The sequence below is a fragment of the Pseudomonas sp. KBS0710 genome (genome assembly GCF_005938045.2).
In the GTDB taxonomy this organism is placed as follows: domain Bacteria; phylum Pseudomonadota; class Gammaproteobacteria; order Pseudomonadales; family Pseudomonadaceae; genus Aquipseudomonas.
Window position 1 is genome coordinate 5,655,066 of sequence record NZ_VCCF02000001.1, and the last position, 21,968, is coordinate 5,677,033.

9 protein-coding genes are annotated in these 21,968 nt (G+C 61.2%); all 9 read right to left on the bottom strand.

Going from position 1 to position 21,968, the window contains the following annotated elements; all coding sequences use genetic code 11:
• Positions 1-50: 50 nt before the first annotated feature.
• Complete coding sequence (locus FFI16_RS25880) at positions 51-452, bottom strand: hypothetical protein (protein ID WP_138817371.1); 402 nt, start codon at positions 450-452, stop codon at positions 51-53.
• The gene (locus FFI16_RS25885; protein ID WP_138817372.1) at positions 453-10,817 is read right to left on the bottom strand and encodes a hemagglutinin repeat-containing protein; all 10,365 of its coding nucleotides are present in this window, start codon (positions 10,815-10,817) and stop codon (positions 453-455) included. It abuts the gene before it with no gap.
• 31 nt (positions 10,818-10,848) lie between these two features.
• A complete protein-coding gene (locus tag FFI16_RS25890) occupies positions 10,849-12,573 on the bottom strand; it encodes a ShlB/FhaC/HecB family hemolysin secretion/activation protein (protein ID WP_138817373.1) in 1,725 nt (574 codons plus the stop codon).
• 450 nt (positions 12,574-13,023) lie between these two features.
• Positions 13,024-13,506 (bottom strand): poly-beta-1,6-N-acetyl-D-glucosamine biosynthesis protein PgaD, encoded by a 483-nt coding sequence (gene pgaD / locus FFI16_RS25895; protein ID WP_138817374.1) that lies wholly within the window; start codon positions 13,504-13,506, stop codon positions 13,024-13,026.
• A gap of 2 nt (positions 13,507-13,508) precedes the next feature.
• Positions 13,509-14,849, bottom strand: a complete 1,341-nt coding sequence (pgaC, locus tag FFI16_RS25900) for a poly-beta-1,6-N-acetyl-D-glucosamine synthase (protein WP_138817375.1) — start codon at positions 14,847-14,849, stop codon at positions 13,509-13,511.
• 2 nt (positions 14,850-14,851) lie between these two features.
• Complete coding sequence (gene pgaB / locus FFI16_RS25905; protein WP_138817376.1) at positions 14,852-16,849, bottom strand: poly-beta-1,6-N-acetyl-D-glucosamine N-deacetylase PgaB; 1,998 nt, start codon at positions 16,847-16,849, stop codon at positions 14,852-14,854.
• Positions 16,850-16,861: 12 nt separating this feature from the next.
• Complete coding sequence (gene pgaA / locus FFI16_RS25910; protein WP_138817377.1) at positions 16,862-19,342, bottom strand: poly-beta-1,6 N-acetyl-D-glucosamine export porin PgaA; 2,481 nt, start codon at positions 19,340-19,342, stop codon at positions 16,862-16,864.
• 297 nt (positions 19,343-19,639) lie between these two features.
• Entirely contained in the window at positions 19,640-21,136 is a 1,497-nt protein-coding gene (locus FFI16_RS25915) for a YdgA family protein (RefSeq protein WP_138817378.1), read from the bottom strand.
• 148 nt (positions 21,137-21,284) lie between these two features.
• The gene (locus FFI16_RS25920; RefSeq protein WP_138817379.1) at positions 21,285-21,917 is read right to left on the bottom strand and encodes an NADH:ubiquinone oxidoreductase subunit N; all 633 of its coding nucleotides are present in this window, start codon (positions 21,915-21,917) and stop codon (positions 21,285-21,287) included.
• Positions 21,918-21,968: the final 51 nt, after the last annotated feature.

Consider the following 21,968-nt stretch of genomic DNA (forward strand, 5'->3'; position numbering starts at 1 on the left):
GTCATCGACCTTACTTCCAAGCCCTTTTGCACCCTACATTCTTTTTTACTTTAAGCATTCAATACTGCAAAGCTTACATCACCGGACCTCAAAAATTCTTGAAAACAAGAAATAACGATATCTATATTTCTTGTGACAAAACTCGCCGGATAGTAATCACCCAGAACATCAACCAATTTTGCTCCAGTCGACGTATTATTAAGAGTACGCACAACATGCTCACCATCATCAAGGTATTGGTTCAGCATCAGAATATAGTTTCCAGCATCAGCATAAAGATTGATTTCGTAAGGTCCGGCTTCAGGTGCCGGGGAAATAGACAACGAAGCGACGCCGTCGACTTTACTATATTCACATATAATGGACCTTACATCTTCCATGGTCGGCTGATCAATGAGAGGGATTTGCGATCTGCCATGCTCAGGACTAAGAGTATACCCTCCGATGATCATCTATTTTTTCTCCTTAATAGACTTCATACCTGACTCCCAGTAATAGTTTTTCGGAAGTCCTGTTTTATCATCTATAGCTCTTACGGTTAAAGATTTCAACTCAGCCTTTTCTGCGGCAGCGGCTATGTCACCTTTGCAGAATCCGCATACATCTTTCCCTGCGACTGTCATAGACATGTCCGCTCCGGCAGTTTTACCAGAGCTATATGCTTGCTGGATCACACCGATTTCAGCGTGGGCATCTTTCATATTTCCGTTTGGATAAAGTTTGCCAGGATTCGCAGAGGCTTTATCTGCAATCCTATCCGTGATCAACGAAGGTATTTTCGGGTCCGCCTCGTTGAGTGGACGAGCGGTTTGATTGACGTCTTGGAAGGTCTGACCTCCTACCTTTCCCTCTGCCGCCACTTTTGGTGCAGCGCCCTTAGCCGTTCCTTCGATAACATATCTTTCGGTTAATACCGCAGTCTCCGAATCCGTAAGCATGCCTGTTGCATTCGCATTCTTAGACGCAGCGCCTTTTGTACCTTCGGCAACACGTGCAGCCGCCGCTGCGTCGGCTGTGGCAGCCACTTCTTTCGCTGCAAGACTGCCAAAGCCTCCCACACCTAACGCCGTACCGCCAGCCGTTGCGGCACCAAAGGGCAACTCAACTGCTGTTAATGACAGTTCGGTACAAACAGCTGGGTTCATCGCACAGGAATTTAACAATGCAGGACCGAGCAGCACTGCTCCGGCTAAAGCTCCAACACCCGCCACGGTATAAGCAAGTGTTTCGCGACGTTCAGCATACATTTGCGCCGAGCACGCATCCGCGCTCATTCCTGCACAGTTTTGCTCCTTGTATCGCTCGTTTTCAGCGTTGACGCGCTCTTCAGCCTTTTGTTCAAGTGTCTTACCCTCAGCTAATGCACTAGCGATATCACCAAGCGAGTTGTTCTCAACCGCATTGTTGCCAGCCTTTGCACCGGCAATTGCACCGCTCAGGTCACCTCCCGCAAGTCCGCCTGCCAACCCCGACGCCAATGTCGAAAGCGCCGATACGGTCTGTCTCTGCTCCTCGCTCAAATTCTCAGTTTTAATATCCGGATACAACCGCGCCGCAATCAACTCCCCCGTACCAGCTCCCGCGGCACCGGCAACCGCCGAGTTTCCTTGGGCTTGTGCAACCACAGCACCCAATACCACGTGGGCCATAATTCGGGCGGTATCGTTACCCTGCGTTGATTGCTTGATGAGGTTCGCCAGATAGGGCGCCGACGCACCCGTAAGGGCTGAGCTGATGTCACCCCCTACCAGTCCTTGCAAAGCTGCCGTCACCGCTTGGGCGGCGCGTTGATAATCGCCCCCAGTTCCGTACGGCTGCATCACAGTACGGGTCACCTGTGCGGCGATCTCTTTCTCCGTCGGCTGGGTATTGCCCTCGCGGATAAGCTTGTCTCGCGCAGCTGCTACCGCTTCAGGATCTTTTTGAGCGTTGGCCGCGTTAATGGCACCTTGCGTGCGAACGATGTCCGATGCCTGAGTACCAATATCCGCAATCAACTGCACCTGCCGCAGGCGCTTCTGCTCTTTTTCCTTATCAAAGATCGGGCTGATGCTGCCGTTGGCGTGTTCAACATCGTGGCTCAGCGTTGCCACGTCCTGCTGCTGTTTGGCAGCGTCGCGGATGTCGAGGGTGCCGTTGGAAATGGCCGATGACGTGGTGCCGCTGTCACTGTCGCCATGATTGAACGCGATCAAGCTGCCGGAGGGCATATTGCTGATGAAGGCGTTCGCGCCGCTTGCGCCACTGCTGACGCTGGCGCTCTGTAACTGGCTTGTGTAGTCGGCTTTATTCTTTAAAACGCTCCAGCCGAGGGTGCCGGTGCTCAGGCGGTTTTTGTCCGCTGTTGCAGTGCTGGCGATCACGCTGCCATCGAGTTGCGTGTGGTTGCCCACATCAATCTGATAGCCGCCCTTACCGCCGAACAGGCCGGTTTGCTCCTGCACACTCTTATAGTTGGAGTCGATCTTGCTCTTGCTGATGCTGAGCGAACCACTGCCCGTCATGGTGCCAAACGTGAAACTTGCGCCACCGCTGACATCGGTTTGTTTGGACTTGTAGTCATCGGTGTCTTGCAGGCTTTGCAGCATAAGATCGCGGCCTACCGCGGCCTTGATCTGATCTGCACTGACCTGCGCACCTTTGAGGACGGTGTCTCGCCCACTGATCAGGCTGACTTGCTTGCCCGCATCCAGCGTCGTTTCCGTCCAGGTTGTGCCATTGCCCTTTTCGCTGCCGGTGCCTTTATTCGCATTAGCAAAGATACTCAGGCCTGCACCACTGGAACCAAACCCGAGGCTAACGCCTACGGCCCCGCCGCCACTGCTGTTCTTGCCATCGAGTTTTTGTGTGTTGGCGGCTGCTTCCAGGCGGATATCACGCTCCGCTGCCAACAGCATTTCATTACCGGCCTGCAGCTTGCTGCCCTGAACACGGATGTCTCCATCTGCGCCAGGCGTGCCGTTACCTGCGGCTACAATACTGAGGTTATTACCACTGGTGAGGCTGCTGCCTTGGCTTGCTGTCTGCTCCTGGGTCTGTTTGGAGCTGGATTTTTGCGAGCCGAGCGAGATGGCGATGCCGACAAATTCCCCGGCGTTAGCGCCGGTCATACCGCCATTCTGCTGCGCCGCTTGCCACGCTTGCACGCCAGTCAAACCCGCCTTCACACCCTGCAGCGCCGAGAGGCGGCCGTCGTCCTCGTTCCTGGCTTGCTTGGCGGTCTTATAAGCGGAGTCCACCGCACTGCCAACGGTGCCGGACAACGCCAGGGTCAAACCACTGGTTTTGCTCTTGGAGGTCTGCTCGCTACGGTTGTTGTTCTCGGAAGCCAGGATGCTGACATTTTGCCCAACCAGGCTGATGTCCTTACCGGCAACCACGTCAGAACCGCGAATGGTCAGGTCTTTGCCAGCCTGAATATCCACACTGCCCAGCACGCTGCCGATGTTGCTGGCCCGGGTGGTTTCGGTGCTGCTGGTGAAGGTGTTCTGGTTGCTGCTTGAACCCAACGTAACGCCGATGCCGCCGCTGCTCATCAAGCCCGATTTTTTGGTCGAGGACGAATGGCTTTGTTCAAAGGTTTCCGTCGCCCCATCAATCACCACATTTCGCCCGGCAATCAGGCTGGTGGCGTTGGTGGAAACCACGTCGCTGGCGGTAGTGCCGATGTCACGGCCAGCACGCACAACCACGGTATCAGCGCTGATGGAAGAACCCTGCTGGCTGATCTGGTTACTGCTGTCGATGCGCGTTTTCTGGCTGCTGGACAGCAACCCTTTGCTGGTTTTGGTTTTGCGGTAATAGCTGTAGTCGCTGTCTTGCGCGGCGTTCAGCGCCAGGTCATTGCCTGCGTACAGGTAGGCTTCCTTGCCGGCACTCGCACGGCTGGCGCTGACCACGAGGTCGTTGCCGGCACTCAGGGAGAGGTTCTCACCGGCAACCAGCGAGGTGCCCACTTGCTGAACGTGGTCTTCCTGGCTGGTGACCTTCTTGGAATTAAACGCCGAATGCTGTTCATTCGCCGCCGACGCCAGGTTCACATTGCCCTTGGCTACCAGCGCCAGATCACGCGTGGCATTCAACTGGCTGCCGATGGCGCTGATGTCCCGCGCAGCCACCACCTGGAAGTCGCGCCCGGCCTCGATCACGGTGCCGTATTGGGTGGCCGAGTTACTGCGCATCAGGGTGCTGACGGCATTGGCGTTGCGTTGTTCGGCGGTGGCCAGGCTTACATCGCGCCCGGCTTGAACGCCCAGGTCGGCGCCGCTTTTGAAGGCGCCGCCGGTGCTGTTGACGTCGCGCCCGGCTTGCAGGGTGAGGGTGTTGGCGGCTTCGATGCGGGCGGCGTTGTCGACGAAGTCGGTGCGCTCGGTGCGGTAGCCGCTGCTGCTCTGGTGGCTGGTGACGGTGCGTTCGTTGAGCACATCGCCATTCACTGCGCTCACGCTGACGTCGCGCCCGGCGATGATGCCGCCGGCGCGGTTGGTGAGGTTGTTGCCGGCGAGCAGGTCGAGGCGGTTGCCCGCTTGCACGAGGCCGCTGTTGACCATGTTGCGCCCGGCGCTGGCGGCGAGGTTGTTGGTGGCGCGCAGGGTGCCGACGTTGTTGAGGTCGGTGCCGCTGACCAGGTTCAGGTCGCTGCCGGTGATGAGTGCGCCGTTGGGCGCCAGGCGGTTGTTGGCCTGGGCCAGGTAGAGCACGGGCACCAGCACTTGCTGGCCGGCGACGGTGGCGTTTTCCATCCACACGATGTCGTGGGTCAGGGCCGCGACTTGCTCGGCGGTGAGGCTCACGCCTACGGCCAGGTTTAGCGCCTGTTTGGTGCCGATGGCGTTGTCCATCAGGTACTTGAACATCGCTGTGTCGCTGGTCTGGCCATCGATGAAGCGCTGGCCGGTACGGGCGATCACGGCTTGCTGGATCAGGCGCTGTTCATACAGGCCGTCACCCAGGCGCTTTTGTGCCTGGTCCGGGTCGTAGCCCAGTTTGGCCAGCATGTAATCAGAGCTTAAGAACTGGCTGAGGTTGGTCAGCAGCGGGTTGGTTTCGATCAGGTATTTCTGTGGGTTGGAGACGAACTGGCTGTCTGGCAGGCCTTGCACGCGGTTGATCACCACGCCGTCGGCCGAGGTGCCGCTGCCGGGTACGACCGGGCCGGTGACCGGCGTGCGGTCGACGCTGCCGCCGCCCAGGGTCCAGCCTTGCGGGTCGGTGCTGGCTGGTGCGCTGGCGCTCTGGCCACTGAGGCGGAACAGCCCGCCCTGGCCGGTTGGCAAGGTGAAGCCGGGCAGGCTCAGCGGGTTGATCTGCTGTTGGGCCAGGTCCGGCGGCAGTTGCTGGTTGAGGGTGACGCGGGTGGAGTAACCGGCTGCGCCACTGGCACCGGTGGCGTCGGTGGTGGTTTTGGCACCCGCACCGATGTAGCTGTAGCCCAGGCGTACCACGCTGTTGTCGATACCGGCTTGGGCCTTGACGTCTACCGCGCCGCCCGCCTGAATCACGGCGGCGTAGCGCTGATCATCGCTGGCGATTTTGGTGACTTTGCCGAATTGGGTGCGCTCGCTCTCCATCATGCCGACAAAGCTGGCCACGGTGGCTTCCAGGCCGCCAAGGTCATTGGGGTTGTAGCCGGCGCTTTTGTACCAGTATTTGTTGGTCAGTGCGGCGGCGGCGCTGAACCAGCCGCCAGGGTGTTTGGTGCGCGTGGAGGTGAAGAGACGATAGGTTTCGGTCTCGCCGGTTTCGATGCCGGTGTTGACCAGGTTGTTCAGGCGCGCAGTGAAGTTACCGCCGGCCGCGATCGAGCTGCTGCTGTTGAGCAGGTCGCCGCCGGCCAAGGTCATGTTGCCGCCGGCGGTGATGCTTGAACCGGCACTGGCAGCGGTGACTTCGAGTTTGTCGCGGGTCACCAACTCCCACACGTAGTTACGCGGAGTGCCGCCCGCATGGCAGTCACCGGCGTTGACGTACTCGATGCAGGTGCCTTCGGTGGCCGAGGCGGTGTAGACGCCCGCATCGTTGACGTCGAGTACCGCCCGCTGGTTTTTGATCGAGTTGGCGGACAGGCTGAGGTTGCCGTCACTCTGGATCGTGGATGAGCTGTTGAGGATGCTGCTGGCCAGGCCGCCCTTGCCGTCACGGTCGACGCTGAGGTTGCCCAGGCTGTAGACGTCGGCGTAGCTGTTGTTCAGCGCGTCCACACGCAGGCTCATGTCGCCGCCGCTGAAGATCAGGCCGTGGTCATTGAGCAAGGCGCCGGTGGTGGCGACCAGTCGTTGGCCGCTGCCCAGGGTCGCGTAATTGTTGAGTGTGCCGGCGTTGACCACCAGGTCGGTAGCGGCGGTAAGACGCCCACGGTTGTTGAGTGTGCCGGCGATGTTGGCGGTAGTAACGCCACCGCCGGCAATGCTGGCGGTGTCGCTCAAGTTGGCCTGTGCGGCGCTGAGGTTGAGGTTACCCAGGCTGCTGATGCGCCCGCTGCTGTTGAGCGCGCCGCTCAAGGTCAGGTCGAGCGCACCGTCGCTGGCGATCAGGCCGTGGGTGGTCCAGTTGGCACCATTACCGATAAAACGCCGGGCGCCGAGCAGTTGGCCGGTGGCGGTCTGGTCGAGGCTGTCGACGTTAACGGTGAGTTGCCCGGCCTGGATCACGCTGCTGTTGGTCCAGTTGCCCTGGGTGATGGTCAGGTCGCCACGGGTGACCAGGCTGCCGCCCACGTCGTTGAGGTTGGCCGGGGCAATGCCGAAGTTGCCGGTGCCCACGTGCAGTACGTTGCCGCCCAGGTTCTGGAAGCTGCCGGCGTTGAGGGTCAGGTCGTTGTTGGCGGTTTCCACCACGCCGTTGCGGTTGTCGAACAGGCCGCCGATGGCGAATTCGGTGGTGCCCGCCGTGCCCAGCACACGCAGGCGCCCGGTCTGGTTATCGAGGCTGGCCGCGCGCACCTTCAGGGTGCTTTCGCTTTCGATGATGCCGAGGCGGTTATTGAGTGCGCCACTCAGGTCCAGGTCGATTTGTTGGCCAGCAATCTGGCCGTCGTTGTCGCCGCTGTTATCGAAGTCATGCCCGACCACGCGCATCAGGCCTTTGGCATACAGCCCGCCGTTGCGGTTGTCGAAGTTGCCGGTGGTGACCAGTGCGTTGCCGCCCTGTGCCGCGATGCGCCCGCCATAGTTGTCCACGCTGCCGGCTTGCAGGTTGAGGCTTTGCCCCTGCATCACGCCGCCCTGGCGGTTGTTGTTGAGGTCGTAACCATTGCGCAGCACGCCGACCACTTGGGTTTGCAGTGCGGCCTTGAGGCTGGCGAGGGTGCCGCCACGGTTGTCGAGGCTGGCTGCGTTGATATTCAGGTCACCGGCCTGGGCGATCAGTTTGCCGCTCTGGTTATCCAGCGTGTCGGCCACGTTGGCGGTCATGCCGCCCTGGCTTTGCACGGTGCCTTTGCCATTGTCCAAACGGTTGGCCGTGAGGCTGAGGTCGGCGTTCTGGCTGTAGATCAAGCCATCGTTGCCGTTCTGCACCTGGCCGCTGGCGGTGAGGCTCAAGCGGTCGTTGGCGGCCAGGGTGCCACGGTTGCGGTTATCCAGGCCGCCGGTCAGCAGGGTCAATAGGCCTTGGCTGGCGATCTGGCCGCCCTGGTTGTTGATCTGCGCCGCGCGGCTGATCAGCAGCGGGCCGCCGCTGGCCAATTTGCCGTTGGTGTTGGTCAGGGTCGCGAGCAGGTCGAGGGTGGTGGCGGTGCCGCCACTGATGCTGCCCGCGCTGTTGTCCAGGTTTTGCGTAGCCAGGCTCAGGGCCGCGCCGCTGTCGATCACGCCGCCCTGGGCGTTGTTGAGCAAGCCGCCGACGGTAAGCGTCTGCCCGGCCGCGCTGGAGAGTACGCCTTTGTTGCTGTTATCCAATTCGCCGGCATTAACGGTCAGCGCTTTCTGGCTCACCAATGCGCCGCCCGCGCTGTTGAGCAGGTTGGCGGTCAGCGTGGCGTTAAGGTCGCCGTAACGGCTCGACAAGGTGCCGCCGTTGCGGTTGTCGAGGTTCGCGCCGCTGACAGTGAGGCCCTGCCAGCCGGACATCAGGCCATTCTGGTTGATCAGGTTTTCGGCATTGAGCACCAGCAGGTTATTGCTGATCAGCTTGCCGTTGCTGTTGTTCAACGTGCGGCCGCTGAGGTTCAGGGTTTGCGCGCTGGAGAGTTCGCCACCCTGGTTGCTGAGGTCACGCAGGTGGTTGATGGTGAGGTTGCCGGCGGTGGTGATCAGGCCACCCGCGTTGTTAAGGTCGCCGGTGGCGGTGCCGAAGTCCAGGGCAATTGCGCTGCCGAGCAGCGAGCCGTTCTGGTTGTCCAGCGCGGCGCTGTTGAGCGTCAGCGTATTGCTCGCGTTGAGCAGGCCTTGGTCGCGGTTGGTCAGGCGGCCAGCCACGTTGAGCAACGTGTCGCCACGGCTGGTGAGGGTGCCGCCTCTGTTGTCGAGGTCGGTGGCGTGGGCGTCAACCGAGGCGGCGGCAATCAGGCCTTTGACGTTGGCCAGGGCCTGGCCGATGCGCAGGGTCAGTGCGGCGTTGCTCAGCAGTTTGCCGCTGCTGTTGTCAAGGTTGTCGGCGGTGAGTGTGAACGCCTGGCTGCTGGAGATTTCGCCGCCCTGGTTATGCACGTTCTTGAGGTTGTTGAGCATCAACAGCGGCGCGTTGATCAGCCCGCCCTGGTTGTTGAACTCGCCCCGGTTGAGGTCCAGGGTCAGGGCCTCGGCGCTGGTGATCTGGCCGCCTTGCTGGTTGTTGAGGTCGGCGGTGCCGAGGGACAGGGCCTGGCGCGCGCTGAGGGTGCCGTTCTGGCTGTTGTCGACGCTTGCGGCGTTGAGTATCAGGCTGCCATCGGTGACCAGCCGCCCGCCTCGGTTGTCCACCGCGCCGAGTGCACCGAGGGTCAGCGGCCCGGCGCTGGAGAGCGTGCCGCCGCCGTTGGCCAGCGTGCGCGCCGAGATGCTCAGCAGCCCTTCGCTGCTGATCAAACCCTGGTTGCGGTTGAGCAGTTGGTCGACATTCAAACCTGCGCCGCCACCGGCAATCAGCAACCCGCCGTCGCTGTTATCCAGTTGCGTGGCAGTCACCACAACGCCCGAACGGCTGGACAGCTCGCCGTTGCGGTTGTCGATGTTGACGACATTCGCCTGCACACCACCGACGCCTGCGACCAAGCCTTTTTGGCGGTTGTCGAGGCTATTACCGGCCACGCTCACCGTGCCTTGGCTGGTGACCAACCCGGCTTGGTTGTTGAGGCTGCCGACGTTGAGGCTCAGCGCATTGCCCGCCGTGATGAGGCCTGCGACGTTATCGAGGGTCGCGACCGTCAGCGCGGCGGTGTCGAGGCTTGAGAGTTCACCGCCCTGGTTATGCACCTCACCGACGACGGCGGTCAGCGGCCCGTTGCTGGTGACCAACCCACCTTGGGTGTTCTGCAGGCGATCGGCCGTGATGGCCAGGCCGCCGTTGCTGAGAATGCGGCCTTTGTTCTGGTTATCGACTGTGGCGGCGGTAATCTGGGTGTGTTGTTTGGCACCCAGTGTGCCGCCCTGGTTGTTCAACGCTTGGGCATCCACGCTCAACGCGCGGCTGGCAATCACACTGGCGCCGGTGTTGGTGACGGCCTTGCCGCGCAGGCTTACGTCGCCCGTGGCGTTGCGGGTGTTATCGGCGTTGACGCCGGCTTCGATGATGTCGCTGTTGGTCAGCGTGCCGCCGCTGGACAGCGCAATGCGGTCACGGGCGGCCAGGCTCTGGCGGTTAGTGAGGTCGCCCTGGGTGTTCACGTTAAGGGCCGTACCGGCATACACCGGCCCTTTGGCGTCCAGGCTTGCGGCGTTGATGTTGACCGCGCCGCTGGCGGCGGTTTGCGCCATGCTCAAATGCCCATTGGCATCGAGTTGGATATCACCACCACTGGCCGCCAACGTGCCGTCAAGCTTCACGCCCACACCGGCTTCGGTGCCCACCAGTTTGATTGCGCCGGCGTACATGCCGCCCAAGGCGCTGGAGTCGATGGCCAGCTCGGGTTTGGTGCTGCCGTCGTCGGCACGGGCGGTGGCTTTCAGGCTTTTGGCATCGACGTCGTTGCGCCCGGCGATAACGGCCAGTTCACGGGCGTTGATTTGCGCGTTGATCTTGGCCGAGCGGGTGATGATTTCGAAGCGGTCGACGTTGCTGGCGTTCAGGCCTTCGCCGTCGATGGTCACGGCGCCGCCGTCAACCTGGTAGTGGTCCAGGCGACCGACGTTGTCCATCATCGGCTTGCCGGTGGTCAGGGTCACGTTGGGCGTGTTGATAAAACCGCAGCCGCTGCACGTGATGCCGTAAGGGTTGGCGACGATCACCTTGGCCGACTGCCCCGCCACTTCGGTGTAACCGCGCAGCTGGCTCGGGCTGCCGCCGTTGACTTCGTTGAGGATGACGTTGGCCGCGCCGCCCTTGAGGTTGGGGTTGCCGACGATGTAACCGCCCAGTTGGGTGTTCTGCACCGCGCCGGTGGCGTTGTTGAGGATCACGCCGTTGGGGCCGACGTTGTAGTCCTTGAACTGGTTATGGGACAAACCACTGCCATTGGGTGTGGCGATGTTCACCACCGGCACGCCATTGCCGGCCTGGCCGACGCTGATGGCCGGGTTGCTCACCACGATGCCTTCGGCCTGGGCCAGCAACGGTTGCCAGAACAACGCGTTGGCCAGGATCAGCACCAGGCCGCGCTTGGGCAGGCCGAAGAACGCGTCTCGCGGCTTCAGCGCAGCAGAAGGTTGGCGGGCCAGAAAGGCAAAGTGGCGAACATCCATGGTCAAATTCTCGTTGCAGCGGGGCGTTGAATTACAGGAAGAAATCCATGCGGAAGTAGATCGGCGCTTCACGCTCCGTCACCACTCCAGGTCTTTCTAACGAGTGGGCAAAGGTCACACTGGTGCTGACGTATTTGCCACGGGCGAACAGTTCCACGGAGTTGCTTGAAACGCGGCCGTGGTTGTCGCCGTTGTAACGGTCATTGCGGATCACGCCCTGGTCGTAACCGAGGCTGGTGCCGTATTCGGCGAAGGCCGGGCGCAGCCATTCCAGGGTGACCGGGCGCGCCCAGCGCACTTCGTTGCGCCAGTAGCCGCCGCTGTCGCCAGACAGTTGCTGGTCCTTCAAACCGCGCACCGACGACGAGCCGCCGAGGCTGATGCGCTGCGGCGAGAACAGTACGTCTTCACTGCGTTGGCCGGTGGCCAGGCTGGTGAAGCTGAACGACTCGCCCCACAGGCGAAACGGCTGCAAGTAGCTGACCGTGGCGGTGTATTTGCGGTAATCCGGGGTGGGCGTGAGGTTGCCGAACTGGTCGCGGTGCTGGTCGTCGCGCTGGGCGTCAAAGGCGCCGATGCCGTTTTGCACGCCCAGGTCGATGTTGACGAAAGCATTGCCGATGCGTCGGCCGTGGTTGATACCAAACTGCAACTCACTGAGGCGGTTGCTGCTGATTTCGAGCTGGGCGTCGTTGATGTAGTTGTTGGTGCGCAGGTGAGCCAGGCCGACGTTGAGCGAGGTTTTGCTCACGTCATCGCGGTGGATCACACGCTCTGCGCGCAACTGGTGGTTCTGGTTGTCGCCCGACTGCTTGAACTTGAAAGTGTCGGTGTAACCCAGCGCGCGGTAATCGCTCTCGCTGTAGGTGTAAGTGAAGTTCCACCAGCCCCACGGCACGTTGTAGTAGAGCATGGTGTTTTTCGAGGTTTTCTGGTGGTCGCTGATGGCGTCGTGGCCGCCGCGCAATACTAATTGGTCAGCCAGGCCGAGCGGGCTGTCCCACTCCAGGCCCGCGCCCCATTGCTGCTCGCCGGTGCTGCGTTGCCCGTCGTTGTTGCGCGACAGGCTGGCGCGCCAGGGCTTTTGCGGGGTGTTCTTGACCACCACATCGCTGCCGCCCACTTGCTTGCCGGGGGTCAGCTCCATTTGCGCCTGTTTGGACGGCAACCGGTTGAGCTGGTCCACCAGTTGCTCGACTTCGCGCAGGTTCAGCGCCTCGCCGACCTTGCCGGGAAACGCCATGGCCAGTTCACGCTCAGTGACGGTGCTGCCTTCGGCGCTGCGCACGGCTTCGAGTTTGCCTTCGACCACCAACACCTGCAGATGGCCGCTGGAGAGGTCTTGTTGCGGCAAGTAGGCGCGGCTGGTGACGCGGCCTTTGGCGATGTAATAGTCGGTGATGACCTTGAGCAGCTCATTGAGCTGCGAGACGCCCAGGCATTGGCCCATATAGGGTTTGAGCAGCAGCGTGCGGTCGCCGGCAGGCAGGCTGTCGGCGCCTTTGAGTTCGATGTCTTTGATCGGGAAGCAACGGGTGTCGGCAGGCGTGGCCGGTGCCTGGGGCTTGGCCTCTTTGCCGGGCAGGTCCTGAAGCTCTTGCAGGCGCCGGCTTTGCTCTTCGAGCAGGCGGTTCTGCCGATCGCGGATCAGGTCTTGATCCCCTGGCGTGGGGGCGGCGATGGCCGTGTTCAGGCTCAGGCAGGCGAGCATGAAAGTGCACAACAAGTACCGAGTCCGTGGCAATAAAAAAGACATGTTCGATCCATCGAAAATCAAGGGGCGGCAAACTACCATCGAACTAGCGCTGGCCCAAGAAGCCGGGACAGTTGCACATTCGTACTTATTACATCCGCAACACATTGATTATTAACAACAAAGAATTATCAACAAGAGATAGCAGCTGTCGTTAGAACTTTTAATCCGACCAGCGGCAACTCTTTTGATAGTAATTCAGCAAATAACCGAGAAAATGCCATTATTTAGCCATCAACTACTTGCCGAGTTAGGTTAGTGCAGGGGAACAGCGAAAAGTTCGCGGCTGTTTTGTGAATTGGATCCCATTTATCGGAATTCCAAGCGACGCAGATGGAATGTGGGAGCTGGCTTGCCTGCGATGGCGGCGTGTCAGGTATTGATGGGTTGCTGGCCCACCGCTATCGCAGGCAAGCCAGCTCCCACAGGAGTCTTCGGTGTCTTTCGGATTTTCTAGCCGGCGTCTTTGCCTTTTTCCGCGCCGGGCACCAGGGTCAGGCCGGGGCGCTCCACGTCGCGGGACACATGAGCCTTCACGTCTTCCACGCCGCCGTCTTCGTCGTTGTGGATCACCAGCACGCCCGGCTTGCGAAACTGCTCCAGGTGGCCGTCGCCCAGATTGAAACTCTCACTCAGGTGTTTGTCGCTCAGCGCATTGGCCTCGGCGCGGCGCTGGGCGAATTTGCGCCCACGGCGTTGTTGATAACGCGCCCAGCTGATCAGGATCACCGCGTTGAACAAGGCGATCCACAGGTAGATCTGCAAGGTATTGAGCGCGGCGAAAATCGGCGCCTCAATACGCGGGCCGCCATGGGTTTCGAGCATGGCGCCGATGCCACGCGCGAGCAGCCAGATCAGCCCGCCCCACGCCAGCAGCGTCAGCAGCACGTCGATGATCCACATCACGGTGTTTTGGCGAGTTCTGACCAGCTTCATGGTCACGCCTCCTCTTCACTGGGTTTGATGCCGCGGTCCGGGCTGACCCAGCGCGCACGTTTCTGGTGCTGGTTGAACAGCACTTTGGGAAAACTCACCAGGGTGGTGAACAGGCTGACCAGCCAGAACACCATCGGGTACCACACGGTCCAGAACAGGGTTTTCCACAGGTCCTTCTCATAGCGCCGGTCGATCAGGATGCTCACCGCAAATTGCAGCAGGCACACCATCGCCAGTACCAGGCCGGTAAAGGCCGGTGGCACTAACGAGTCCACGGCAATCGCCTGCGGCAATACCACGAACTTGCCCACGCCCCAGAAGATCACCGACAGCAGGAAGGTAAAGGCCCAGCCGGTGGACAGGCAGTATTCGAACAGCAGTGGCCACAGGTAGCGATGGCGCCATTGCCAGATACCTCGGATGTTCTTGAACAGCACCTCGGCGCCGCCCTGGGCCCAGCGCAGGCGCTGTTTCCACAGGCCGCCGACGGTTTCGGGCATGAGGATCCAGCACAGGGCACGGGGCTCGTAGAAGATCGCCCAGTGGTCCAATTGCAGCTTCCAGCTCACGTCGATGTCTTCGGTGATCATGTCGGTGGACCAGTAGTCGATGCGGTCCAGCGCTTTCTTGCGAAACGCCACCACCACACCCGACACCGTGAAAATCCGCCCGAACACGCGCTGGGTACGCTTGATCAAGCCGATGATCGAGGAGAACTCACCCACCTGCACCCGGCCGATCAAGGTAGAACGTGTGCGGATGCGTGGGTTGCCGGTTACGGCGCCCAGGCGCGGGTTGTCGAGCATCGGCGCGACCATGTAGGCCGCTGCGTTTTTGTCGAGCAAGGCATCGCCGTCGATGCACACCAGGTACTCACTGCGCGCCGCCACGGCGCCCATGCGCAAGGCCACGGCCTTGCCTTGGTTCTGCGCCAGGTGCAACACGCGCAGGCGCGGGTTTTCCAGGGCCAGGGCATCGAGCACGGCGGCGGTGTTGTCGCTGGAACCGTCGTTGACGGCGATGACTTCGATATTCGGGTACAGCTGGTTCAGGGCCGCGTGAATGGTGTCGGCGGCGTTATCACCCTCGTTGTAGCAAGGGATGATGATCGAGATCAGCGGGTTGCCGGCCAGAGTCGGCGCCGGCGTGTCTTCCTTCCACGGCCAATGCCGCTCCCAGTGCAGCCAGAAGTACAGCCCGCCGGCGATCCACAGCGCCGACATGAACAGCGGGTAGAAAAACACGAAGTCCATCAGGAACTGCCCGGTAACCAGGAAGATCAGGCCCAGGGGCACACCCAATACCAACGCCAACACGAGTAAAGCCAGGATTCTGTCGAACATGATCAAGGGTTCCACTGGTTGGAAAGGGCCGGACGAACTGTCTTCAGGTCCGGCGAGTTTTCCAGGAAGTTATCCGGGTAGTAGCCAAAGCTCTTGACCCCCTGGCGTTTGAGCACGCCCATCCATTCGGCCATTTGCGCGCCATTGATATCCGGCGCTGCTTTGGTCCGCCAGTCTTTGGCTTGCAGCTCGAACACGGTTTTTTCCAGCGCGCCGGGGCGTGCCTTGACCGTGGCGACGAGTTTTTCCAGCCAGGCATTGGAGGTTTTCAGCTCCTGGCCTTCCATCAACGGCATGGCCATCGGCGCGGTCCAGTCGTAGGCCTGGAGGAAGTCATCGAGGTTCTGTGCAAACCAGGCTTCGCTGGCCGGGTTGAGCATCGGCTCGGCAAAGATATTGCGTGCGGTCTGCACCTGCGGGCCACCGATGGCGCGGACCTTGGCGGTCAGCTCGTTGGTGAATTCGATCAGGTAGCGGCTCTTGAAGCGCGTCCAGCGTTGCATCACTGCCGGGTCTGCACGCAGCGCGGCAATGCTGCCCGGCAGGCCGTTGGCGGCATAAGCCTTGAGTGCAGCGGGGCTGGCGTCTTCGAAGTCGGAAAGCACGGCGTCGTCGTGGTACAGCACACCGTCGATGGCATTGTTGCGGGCCAGGTCTTCATAGATCTCGCCGATGATCTTGCGCACCTGCGGGTCGAACGGCGATAAGCGCTTGTATTGGTCCGGGTCGGTGGCGACCTGGCCGGTTTGCGGGTCCCAGCGGGTCACGCGCGGCAACTTGGGGTCGAGGGCGAAACTCAGCACCGGCATCCAGGCATACACACTGGCATGGGCACGGGTGTGCAGCTGCCAGGAGACGCGGTTGAACAGATCGGCGCGCACCGGCAAGTGGCGGTTGGGGAAGTACAGCGAATGCACCAGGCCGTCGCCTTTGGGGTCGGCAAAAGCTTGCAGGAACACGGTGCCCGCGCCCATGTCGACCACCCGTTGTACAAGCTGGTCGAGGTTGCGCGCTTGCTGGGCCGGGTCGGGGTCGTAAACGTTGTCCAGGTCCACGTGCAGCACGCGCAGCGGTGCCTGGGTTTGCACGGCCACCATGCTGTTGGCGAAGTGTTCGCCATCCGGGTCCGAGGCCACCAAAAAGCGCGGGCTGTTCATCAGGTTGCCGAGGCTGTCGAGGCCGTCTTCCAGGGTCAGCGCCATCTGGTAGCCCTGCTCGCCGACAATCGCCAGCGAGGTGCCTTTGGCGGCGCCATACGGCCACACCCACACCCGAGGCGCCTTGCCGGTCACGCTGCGGATCTTGTTGGTGATCGCCGCGACATCTGCCCGCATGCGCGCATCGAATTTGGCCGAGTCTTCATAACGCCCGGTGGCCGGGTCAAAGCGCAGGCTGGTCGCCGCCGGCTCCAGGTTGCCCTGGGGGTTGGCGAGGATCCCTTTGTGGTTGTTGTCGGTGTGCGCGGCGATTTCCACCAGGCCCGACTGCGACACTTCACGAATCTGTTGCCAGGTGAGGAATTCCCCACGTGGGCGCGGCGAGCCGGCGAAGTCCACCGGTTGATTGAGCGGCGTGTCGATCCAATACCCCACCGGCGCCAGCAAGGCCGGCCAATGGTATGCGCGCAGAATCGGCATCACGCGGGTGTAGAAGCTCGAATAGCCGTCATCGAAACTGAGCATGATGGCTTTGGGCGGCAACTCGGGACCGCCGTTACGTGCCGCCAGGATCTGGTCGACGCTGACCGCCTGGTAGCCGTTCTCACGCAACCACGCCAACTGTTCGATCAAGCGTTCGGTGCGCACCGCCACCACCGCCTGGTCGGGGTCGCGATCCTCGACGTCATGGTAGGCGATGCCCAGGAAATGGTTTTTCGGCCACGGCGCTTCGTTGGCCAGTATCGGCCGCTCGGCAGGTGGAGTGAAAGGCGCGGGTTGCTGGGCGCAGGCACTGGCCAGCATTACACCCAGGACCAACAGGCAACGGCAAAGGACGGTCATGGTCAGGCTCTTTTAGAAACGGTAAGTGAGGTCGACGAGCAAGCGCAGATCGCGTTCGCGATCACCGTCATAAGGTCGGCTGATCAGGCTCAGGTTGGCGCCCACGTCGAGTACATCGTTCCAGCGAAAACGTTGGCCATAGCCGATCAAACCGACGCCACCGGTGGAGTAATCCCGTTGGCTGTACGTACCTGCACCGAGCTGGAACTGCTGACTCCACTGAGTCTCGTAGCGGTGATAAAGCACATGATTGACCGTGACCGTGGGCAACACGGTGAAGTCGGATTTGGGGTTGAAGTACACCGTGTCTTCTTTGCTGTTGTGGCTGGTGCCGACTTCCAGGCCCAGGTCGACCTGCACGCCGGGCGCGCTGTAGATGCCCTCGCGGCCGGTGAGTACGGCTTCGAAGCGGTTGTTGCCATCGCTGAAATGCGACGGGCTCAGGGCCAGTTTCCACTCACGGCTTTCATTCGCGCGCCAGCGGATAAAACCACTGCCGCCATTGGCGGTGACATCGGCATTCAACGCCCGCAGCGGCGTAGTGGTGAGCAGGTAGCCGAGGCTGCCGCCGTACTGCCAGTTGTCGTTGATGTCGCGGGCAATCGACACAGCCGCGCCCTGTTTGGAGCCATAGCCGTAGGAATGGTTGGAGACTTCGGCTTCCAGGGTCATGTCACGGGTGCGGCGCTCCACTCCGACGCGCTGCCACCGGTGTTGGCCGGTGCCTTCGCTGAAATCGGCGGTGGCGTAGCCGGCACCGGCGAACAGGCGCCAGTCTTCGTCGATGGGCGGGGTGTAGAGCACGCTTTCGATGCCCCAGTCACGGCTGCCGGCCACTGCGCCGGCGTCGTTGTTATTGCCGCCGCCGTAGCTTTTACCGGTGTAGGCTTCCACGCGCAACTCGGCCATGTCGTGCACATCCCGCAGGCGGCTCAGGCGCTGCACTTGGCGGCTGTCCGGGTTGCGGGCGAGCACGTCATCGGTGAGCACGTCCATTTGCCGCCATTCCTGCAGGTCCATGGCGGTGTAGGCCTGGCTGACTTCCAGGCCGATATCCCGTGGGGTCTGGGCTTCGGTTTCCTTGAGGATGCCCTCGGCGCGGCGTGGCAGGTCGCGGGCGCGGTACATGTCGGCCTGGGCCAGGCGCAGGCCGACATTGCCGGGGGCTTTGGCCACCAACGCGTCCAGCCCGGCTTCGCTGCCCGGCAGGTCACCGCCGTAGACACCGGCCTGTGCCGACAGCTGTTGCGCGTCCATCCAGGCGTCGTTGGGGTTACCGATGGGCAAGCCCTTGAGTTCGACCCGAGGTTTCTGGCTGTTGGCGAGGCTGTTGGCAACTTCGCGCGCATCGGCGCCTTTGTCGCTTTCCTGCAGGGCGTAGAACAGGGCCGTGGTGTCTTCAACCCGGTCATCGGGCTCGGCGTCGGCAGCGCTGATCACCTGGCGGTACAACGGCTCGGCTTTTTCCGGCAGGCGCTGGTCGAGGTAAGACGCGGCGACCCAATGCAGTGCATAGGTCGGCAACTGGACGCCTTCGCCCTTGAGGGTTTCGTAGTCGCGGATCACATCGGCGGTGCGTGCTCGCGCCTTGAGGGCGCCCAGGCGGTCGATGCGCCAGCGCACCACGTCGTCATGAGCGCTGGCATCCGGGGTCCAGCGCGTGAGCAGTTTGTCGTAGTCATTGAGGGCGCGGTCGGCAACCACGTAGCGTTCTTTTTCGGTGCGGGTGGCGAACTCGGCCATGCGCACGCGCTCGGCGGCGAGGTCGCCTTCAAGGCGCCGCTGGGTCACCGCGTCGAGCAGGCCCGGGTGTTTGGCCGACAAACGCAGCGCCGGCTCCGGCAGGCGGGCCTTTTGCAGGGCGACGATGTATTCGCGGACCACTTCAGGTTTGTCACCGGCGCGGGTAAAGGCTTGGTCGAACTCAAACAACGCGTCGTAGTTCAAGCCTGCGCGGGTCAACGCATAACCCAGGGCCATGCGGCGGTTGGGATCATTCGGTTGCGCTGCCACCAGTGCGCGCAAGCGCTGTACGGCCGTGGTGGCCTGGCCGCCGTCGGCCTGGGTCAGGGCGTGGCCCAGTTGCAGGTCGATGTTGCCCGGCTCACGCAGCAGCGCTTGCTGATAAACCGCCATAGCCTGCGGCCACTGCTTCTGGTTGCGATAAGTACGCGCCACCGTGGCCAGCGCCTGGGTGGTGAGGTTGCGATTTTTGCCCTGAGCCTCGTACACCTTCAGCACTTCGGCGTCCTGCCCTGCCCAACCGGCAATCACCAAGTGATCACTGATCTGGCCGGGAGTCTGGCGTTCAGGCGGCAGTTGGCGCAACTGGGTCAACGCAGGGGTGAAGTTGCCGTTACGCGCCTGGATAATCAGCGCGTCATAGGCTGGGTCGGCGAAGGCAAGGCTGGGCGTCAGCAATTGGCTGCATAAGGCGGCCCCAATGAGCAGACGCAAGCGGCCTGAAGCACTGATGGGTAGTGTTCGCAGCATATCGTGAGCTTCCTTACACACGGAAAGCTGTAACGATAGGTGGTCCTGAGCGAAACGCATCAGGGTGCCGGCGTCTCGGGACCCGGCCTAGCTTTCCTGTAGGAACTATCCCTTAGGAATGTAGGAATATGTCCAATTCAGAACAATTGTTCAGAATTGTCCAACTGCAGAAAAACCAATGGAGGCGAAGGGTTGCCTGAGCCAAGCAATCACAGCCGGCCTGTACGCCGATTGTTTGACTGCTGCTTCAGGCCAACCCATGCCTCCACTATTTATTTCTTACCGAGGTAAGAAATCTTACTGCGCGCCGCTGACCGCACCCGCTTTAGCCATCACAAAGCCAATAAATTGCTCCACGGTCATCTTCTGGCCGTTGAAGGTCACTTCGTTGTTGGCGTAATGCAGTTTGGACACCACGTCGGTGCCCACCAGGGTTGCCAGTTGCGTGCCGACGGCCATGCCGCTGACCATTTCAGCCGCCATCTGCGATTGCTGCTCGATGGCTTTAGGGTCAGTCACACCGCCCACTTCAGCTTGCAGGGCAGCGACGTCGCCGATCATCGGCTTGGACAGGGTCAGGTTAGCATCCAGCAGCGCGATAACTTGCTTGCCCAGCTCAACCGGCGGCAATTCCATCGAGGTGGGTTTGGTCAGGTCCACCACCAGGTTGAATTTGCTTTCACCGTGGGTGGTTTTCAGCGACAGGTTTTCCACAGCCACTTGCGGCTTGGCGGCCAGCACCTGGTTGACGTTGGCTTCGGCCAGGGTTTGCTCGGCTTCGGTCAGCTGCAGCTCAGGCACCGGTTGGCCGGCAGCGGCGGCGGCTTGCACCGGCTGCATCTTGTCCTGGTAGAGCTTGGTCAGCACCAGCATCGCCGGGATGTCGATGTTCTTCATGCTCAGGGCCATGGCCGCCGAACCGACGGGTTTACCCTGGTAGCCGATTTCGTCGATCTTGTAGTCGACACGGCCTGCCAGGTTGTTGTCCTTGGTTTCGCTGGTGTCTTTTTGCTCGAAGCCCTTGAGGGTCAGCACGGCTTTCTGTGGGCCGAAGGTGACTTTGGTGTCGGTCAGCTCAACGGTGTTTTGCCCGGTGTAGAAACCGAAGGTGGATTTTTCCAGGTTGCTGGCCACGGTCAGGCCGGACAGTTCGGCTTCAAGCGGCTGGCCGTTGGCGTCGATCACTGCAACCTTGAGGCTGTTCATGTAGCCGCTGGCCTTGACCTTCTGGCCTTCGGCGCTGCTGTCGAAGTCCAGGTTGGCACCGGAGAAGCTCACCGAGGACTTGTCGTCCTTGATGTCCAGCGGCAGCAGTTCGACGTTGCCGTCGACCGAATGGTTGTAGCCGATATTGGCCACGCCTTTGAGCGGCGACACGTCTTTGCTGGCGGCGAACCATTTTTCGGTGGTGGCGTTCTTTTCCAGTTCATAGTGACTGGTGGCCATGACCGGCAGCCATTTCAGCGTCACCAGCCGCGAGAACGGCAGCGGGCCGTGTTCGATATGGTCGACGAACAACAGCTCAGGGTTCGGGTTTTCTTCACCGAACACACTGCCTTGGCCTTTGAGACGGTAGTGCGCGGTGCTGCTGAACAGGCCACGGTCCAGGGACACCAGCTCCAGGTTCACCGTGCCATCGACGCCGGCCATGGAGGTCTGCAGTTCTTTGTTGGCGTTCTGGATCGCGGTTTGCAATACCGGCTCCAGTTGCTTACCGGTGTACCAGGCGCCGCCTGCACTGATGGCGCCGACGGCGACAACGAAACCCAAGAAAACAACTGCTGGCTTATTCATGAAGTGACCTGATCAAATCCTGTGAGAAGTGGGCTGTCTTCCTTGAACCCCAGAAGGGGTTGGCTCAAACCCGCCGAAAACGGGGGAAGATTAGCACTGGCGGCCGAAAACGGCCCAGCTTTTCAGAGGGGTCAGGTCAGCGGTTGGTTCACGAGTATTCCAATTCAACCTCATCGAGTTGGTGATCGAAACTCTTCAAGCGTGCGGTCCAGGTGTACACCAACACCTCAAACTCGCGGTGTATCACGGTGTTGCTGGGGGTATCGGCCTTGGGGTCGCAGAAGTCCAGCTGGTAGCGTTCCCGGGCCATTTGCGTGGCTACGTCGGACAATTCCCGTGCGTTATTGAGCCAATGCCTGCCGTCGGCGACCTGCTGGTCGAGCAGCACACATTGTTTTTTCAGGGCTTCGAGGCTTTTTTCCAGCGGCGTGCCGGTAAGCTCGCCCATGACTTCCTGGAAGGTGCGCCCGGGCTGCCAGTAGCTGCCCCAGAAATAGCGGTCGAACACGGTTTCGACGCGGCGCAGCGCGACCTTGGTGTCCCAGATCGCCACGCGGGTCTTGCCTTGTTGAAGCAGCTTTCGCTTCACCCGTTGATTTTGATAAGACGCCCAGGCCACCACGCCGATGGACAATGTGCCGATCACCAGGCAGGCGCTGTCGAGAAACACCATGGCCTTGTCGAGTTGGTGGGCAAGCATGACGCCGTAGAAATAGGCAGCCGATAACAACACCAGTGCAAACAGCACGCACCAGAAAGCGGGAGCATAAGGGTTTTTCATTATTGGAATCCCCATGAGCAAACGCGAACTTTGACCTGCGAGCCATCACGG

Coding starts and splice junctions, on each gene's coding strand:
- pgaA (WP_138817377.1), bottom strand. CDS start 19,342: ATGCTGCGAACACTACCCATCAGTGCTTCAGGCCGCTTGCGTCTGCTC.
- FFI16_RS25920 (WP_138817379.1), bottom strand. CDS start 21,917: ATGAAAAACCCTTATGCTCCCGCTTTCTGGTGCGTGCTGTTTGCACTG.
- FFI16_RS25915 (WP_138817378.1), bottom strand. CDS start 21,136: ATGAATAAGCCAGCAGTTGTTTTCTTGGGTTTCGTTGTCGCCGTCGGC.
- FFI16_RS25890 (WP_138817373.1), bottom strand. CDS start 12,573: ATGTCTTTTTTATTGCCACGGACTCGGTACTTGTTGTGCACTTTCATG.
- pgaB (WP_138817376.1), bottom strand. CDS start 16,849: ATGACCGTCCTTTGCCGTTGCCTGTTGGTCCTGGGTGTAATGCTGGCC.
- pgaC (WP_138817375.1), bottom strand. CDS start 14,849: ATGTTCGACAGAATCCTGGCTTTACTCGTGTTGGCGTTGGTATTGGGT.
- pgaD (WP_138817374.1), bottom strand. CDS start 13,506: ATGAAGCTGGTCAGAACTCGCCAAAACACCGTGATGTGGATCATCGAC.
- FFI16_RS25880 (WP_138817371.1), bottom strand. CDS start 452: ATGATCATCGGAGGGTATACTCTTAGTCCTGAGCATGGCAGATCGCAA.
- FFI16_RS25885 (WP_138817372.1), bottom strand. CDS start 10,817: ATGGATGTTCGCCACTTTGCCTTTCTGGCCCGCCAACCTTCTGCTGCG.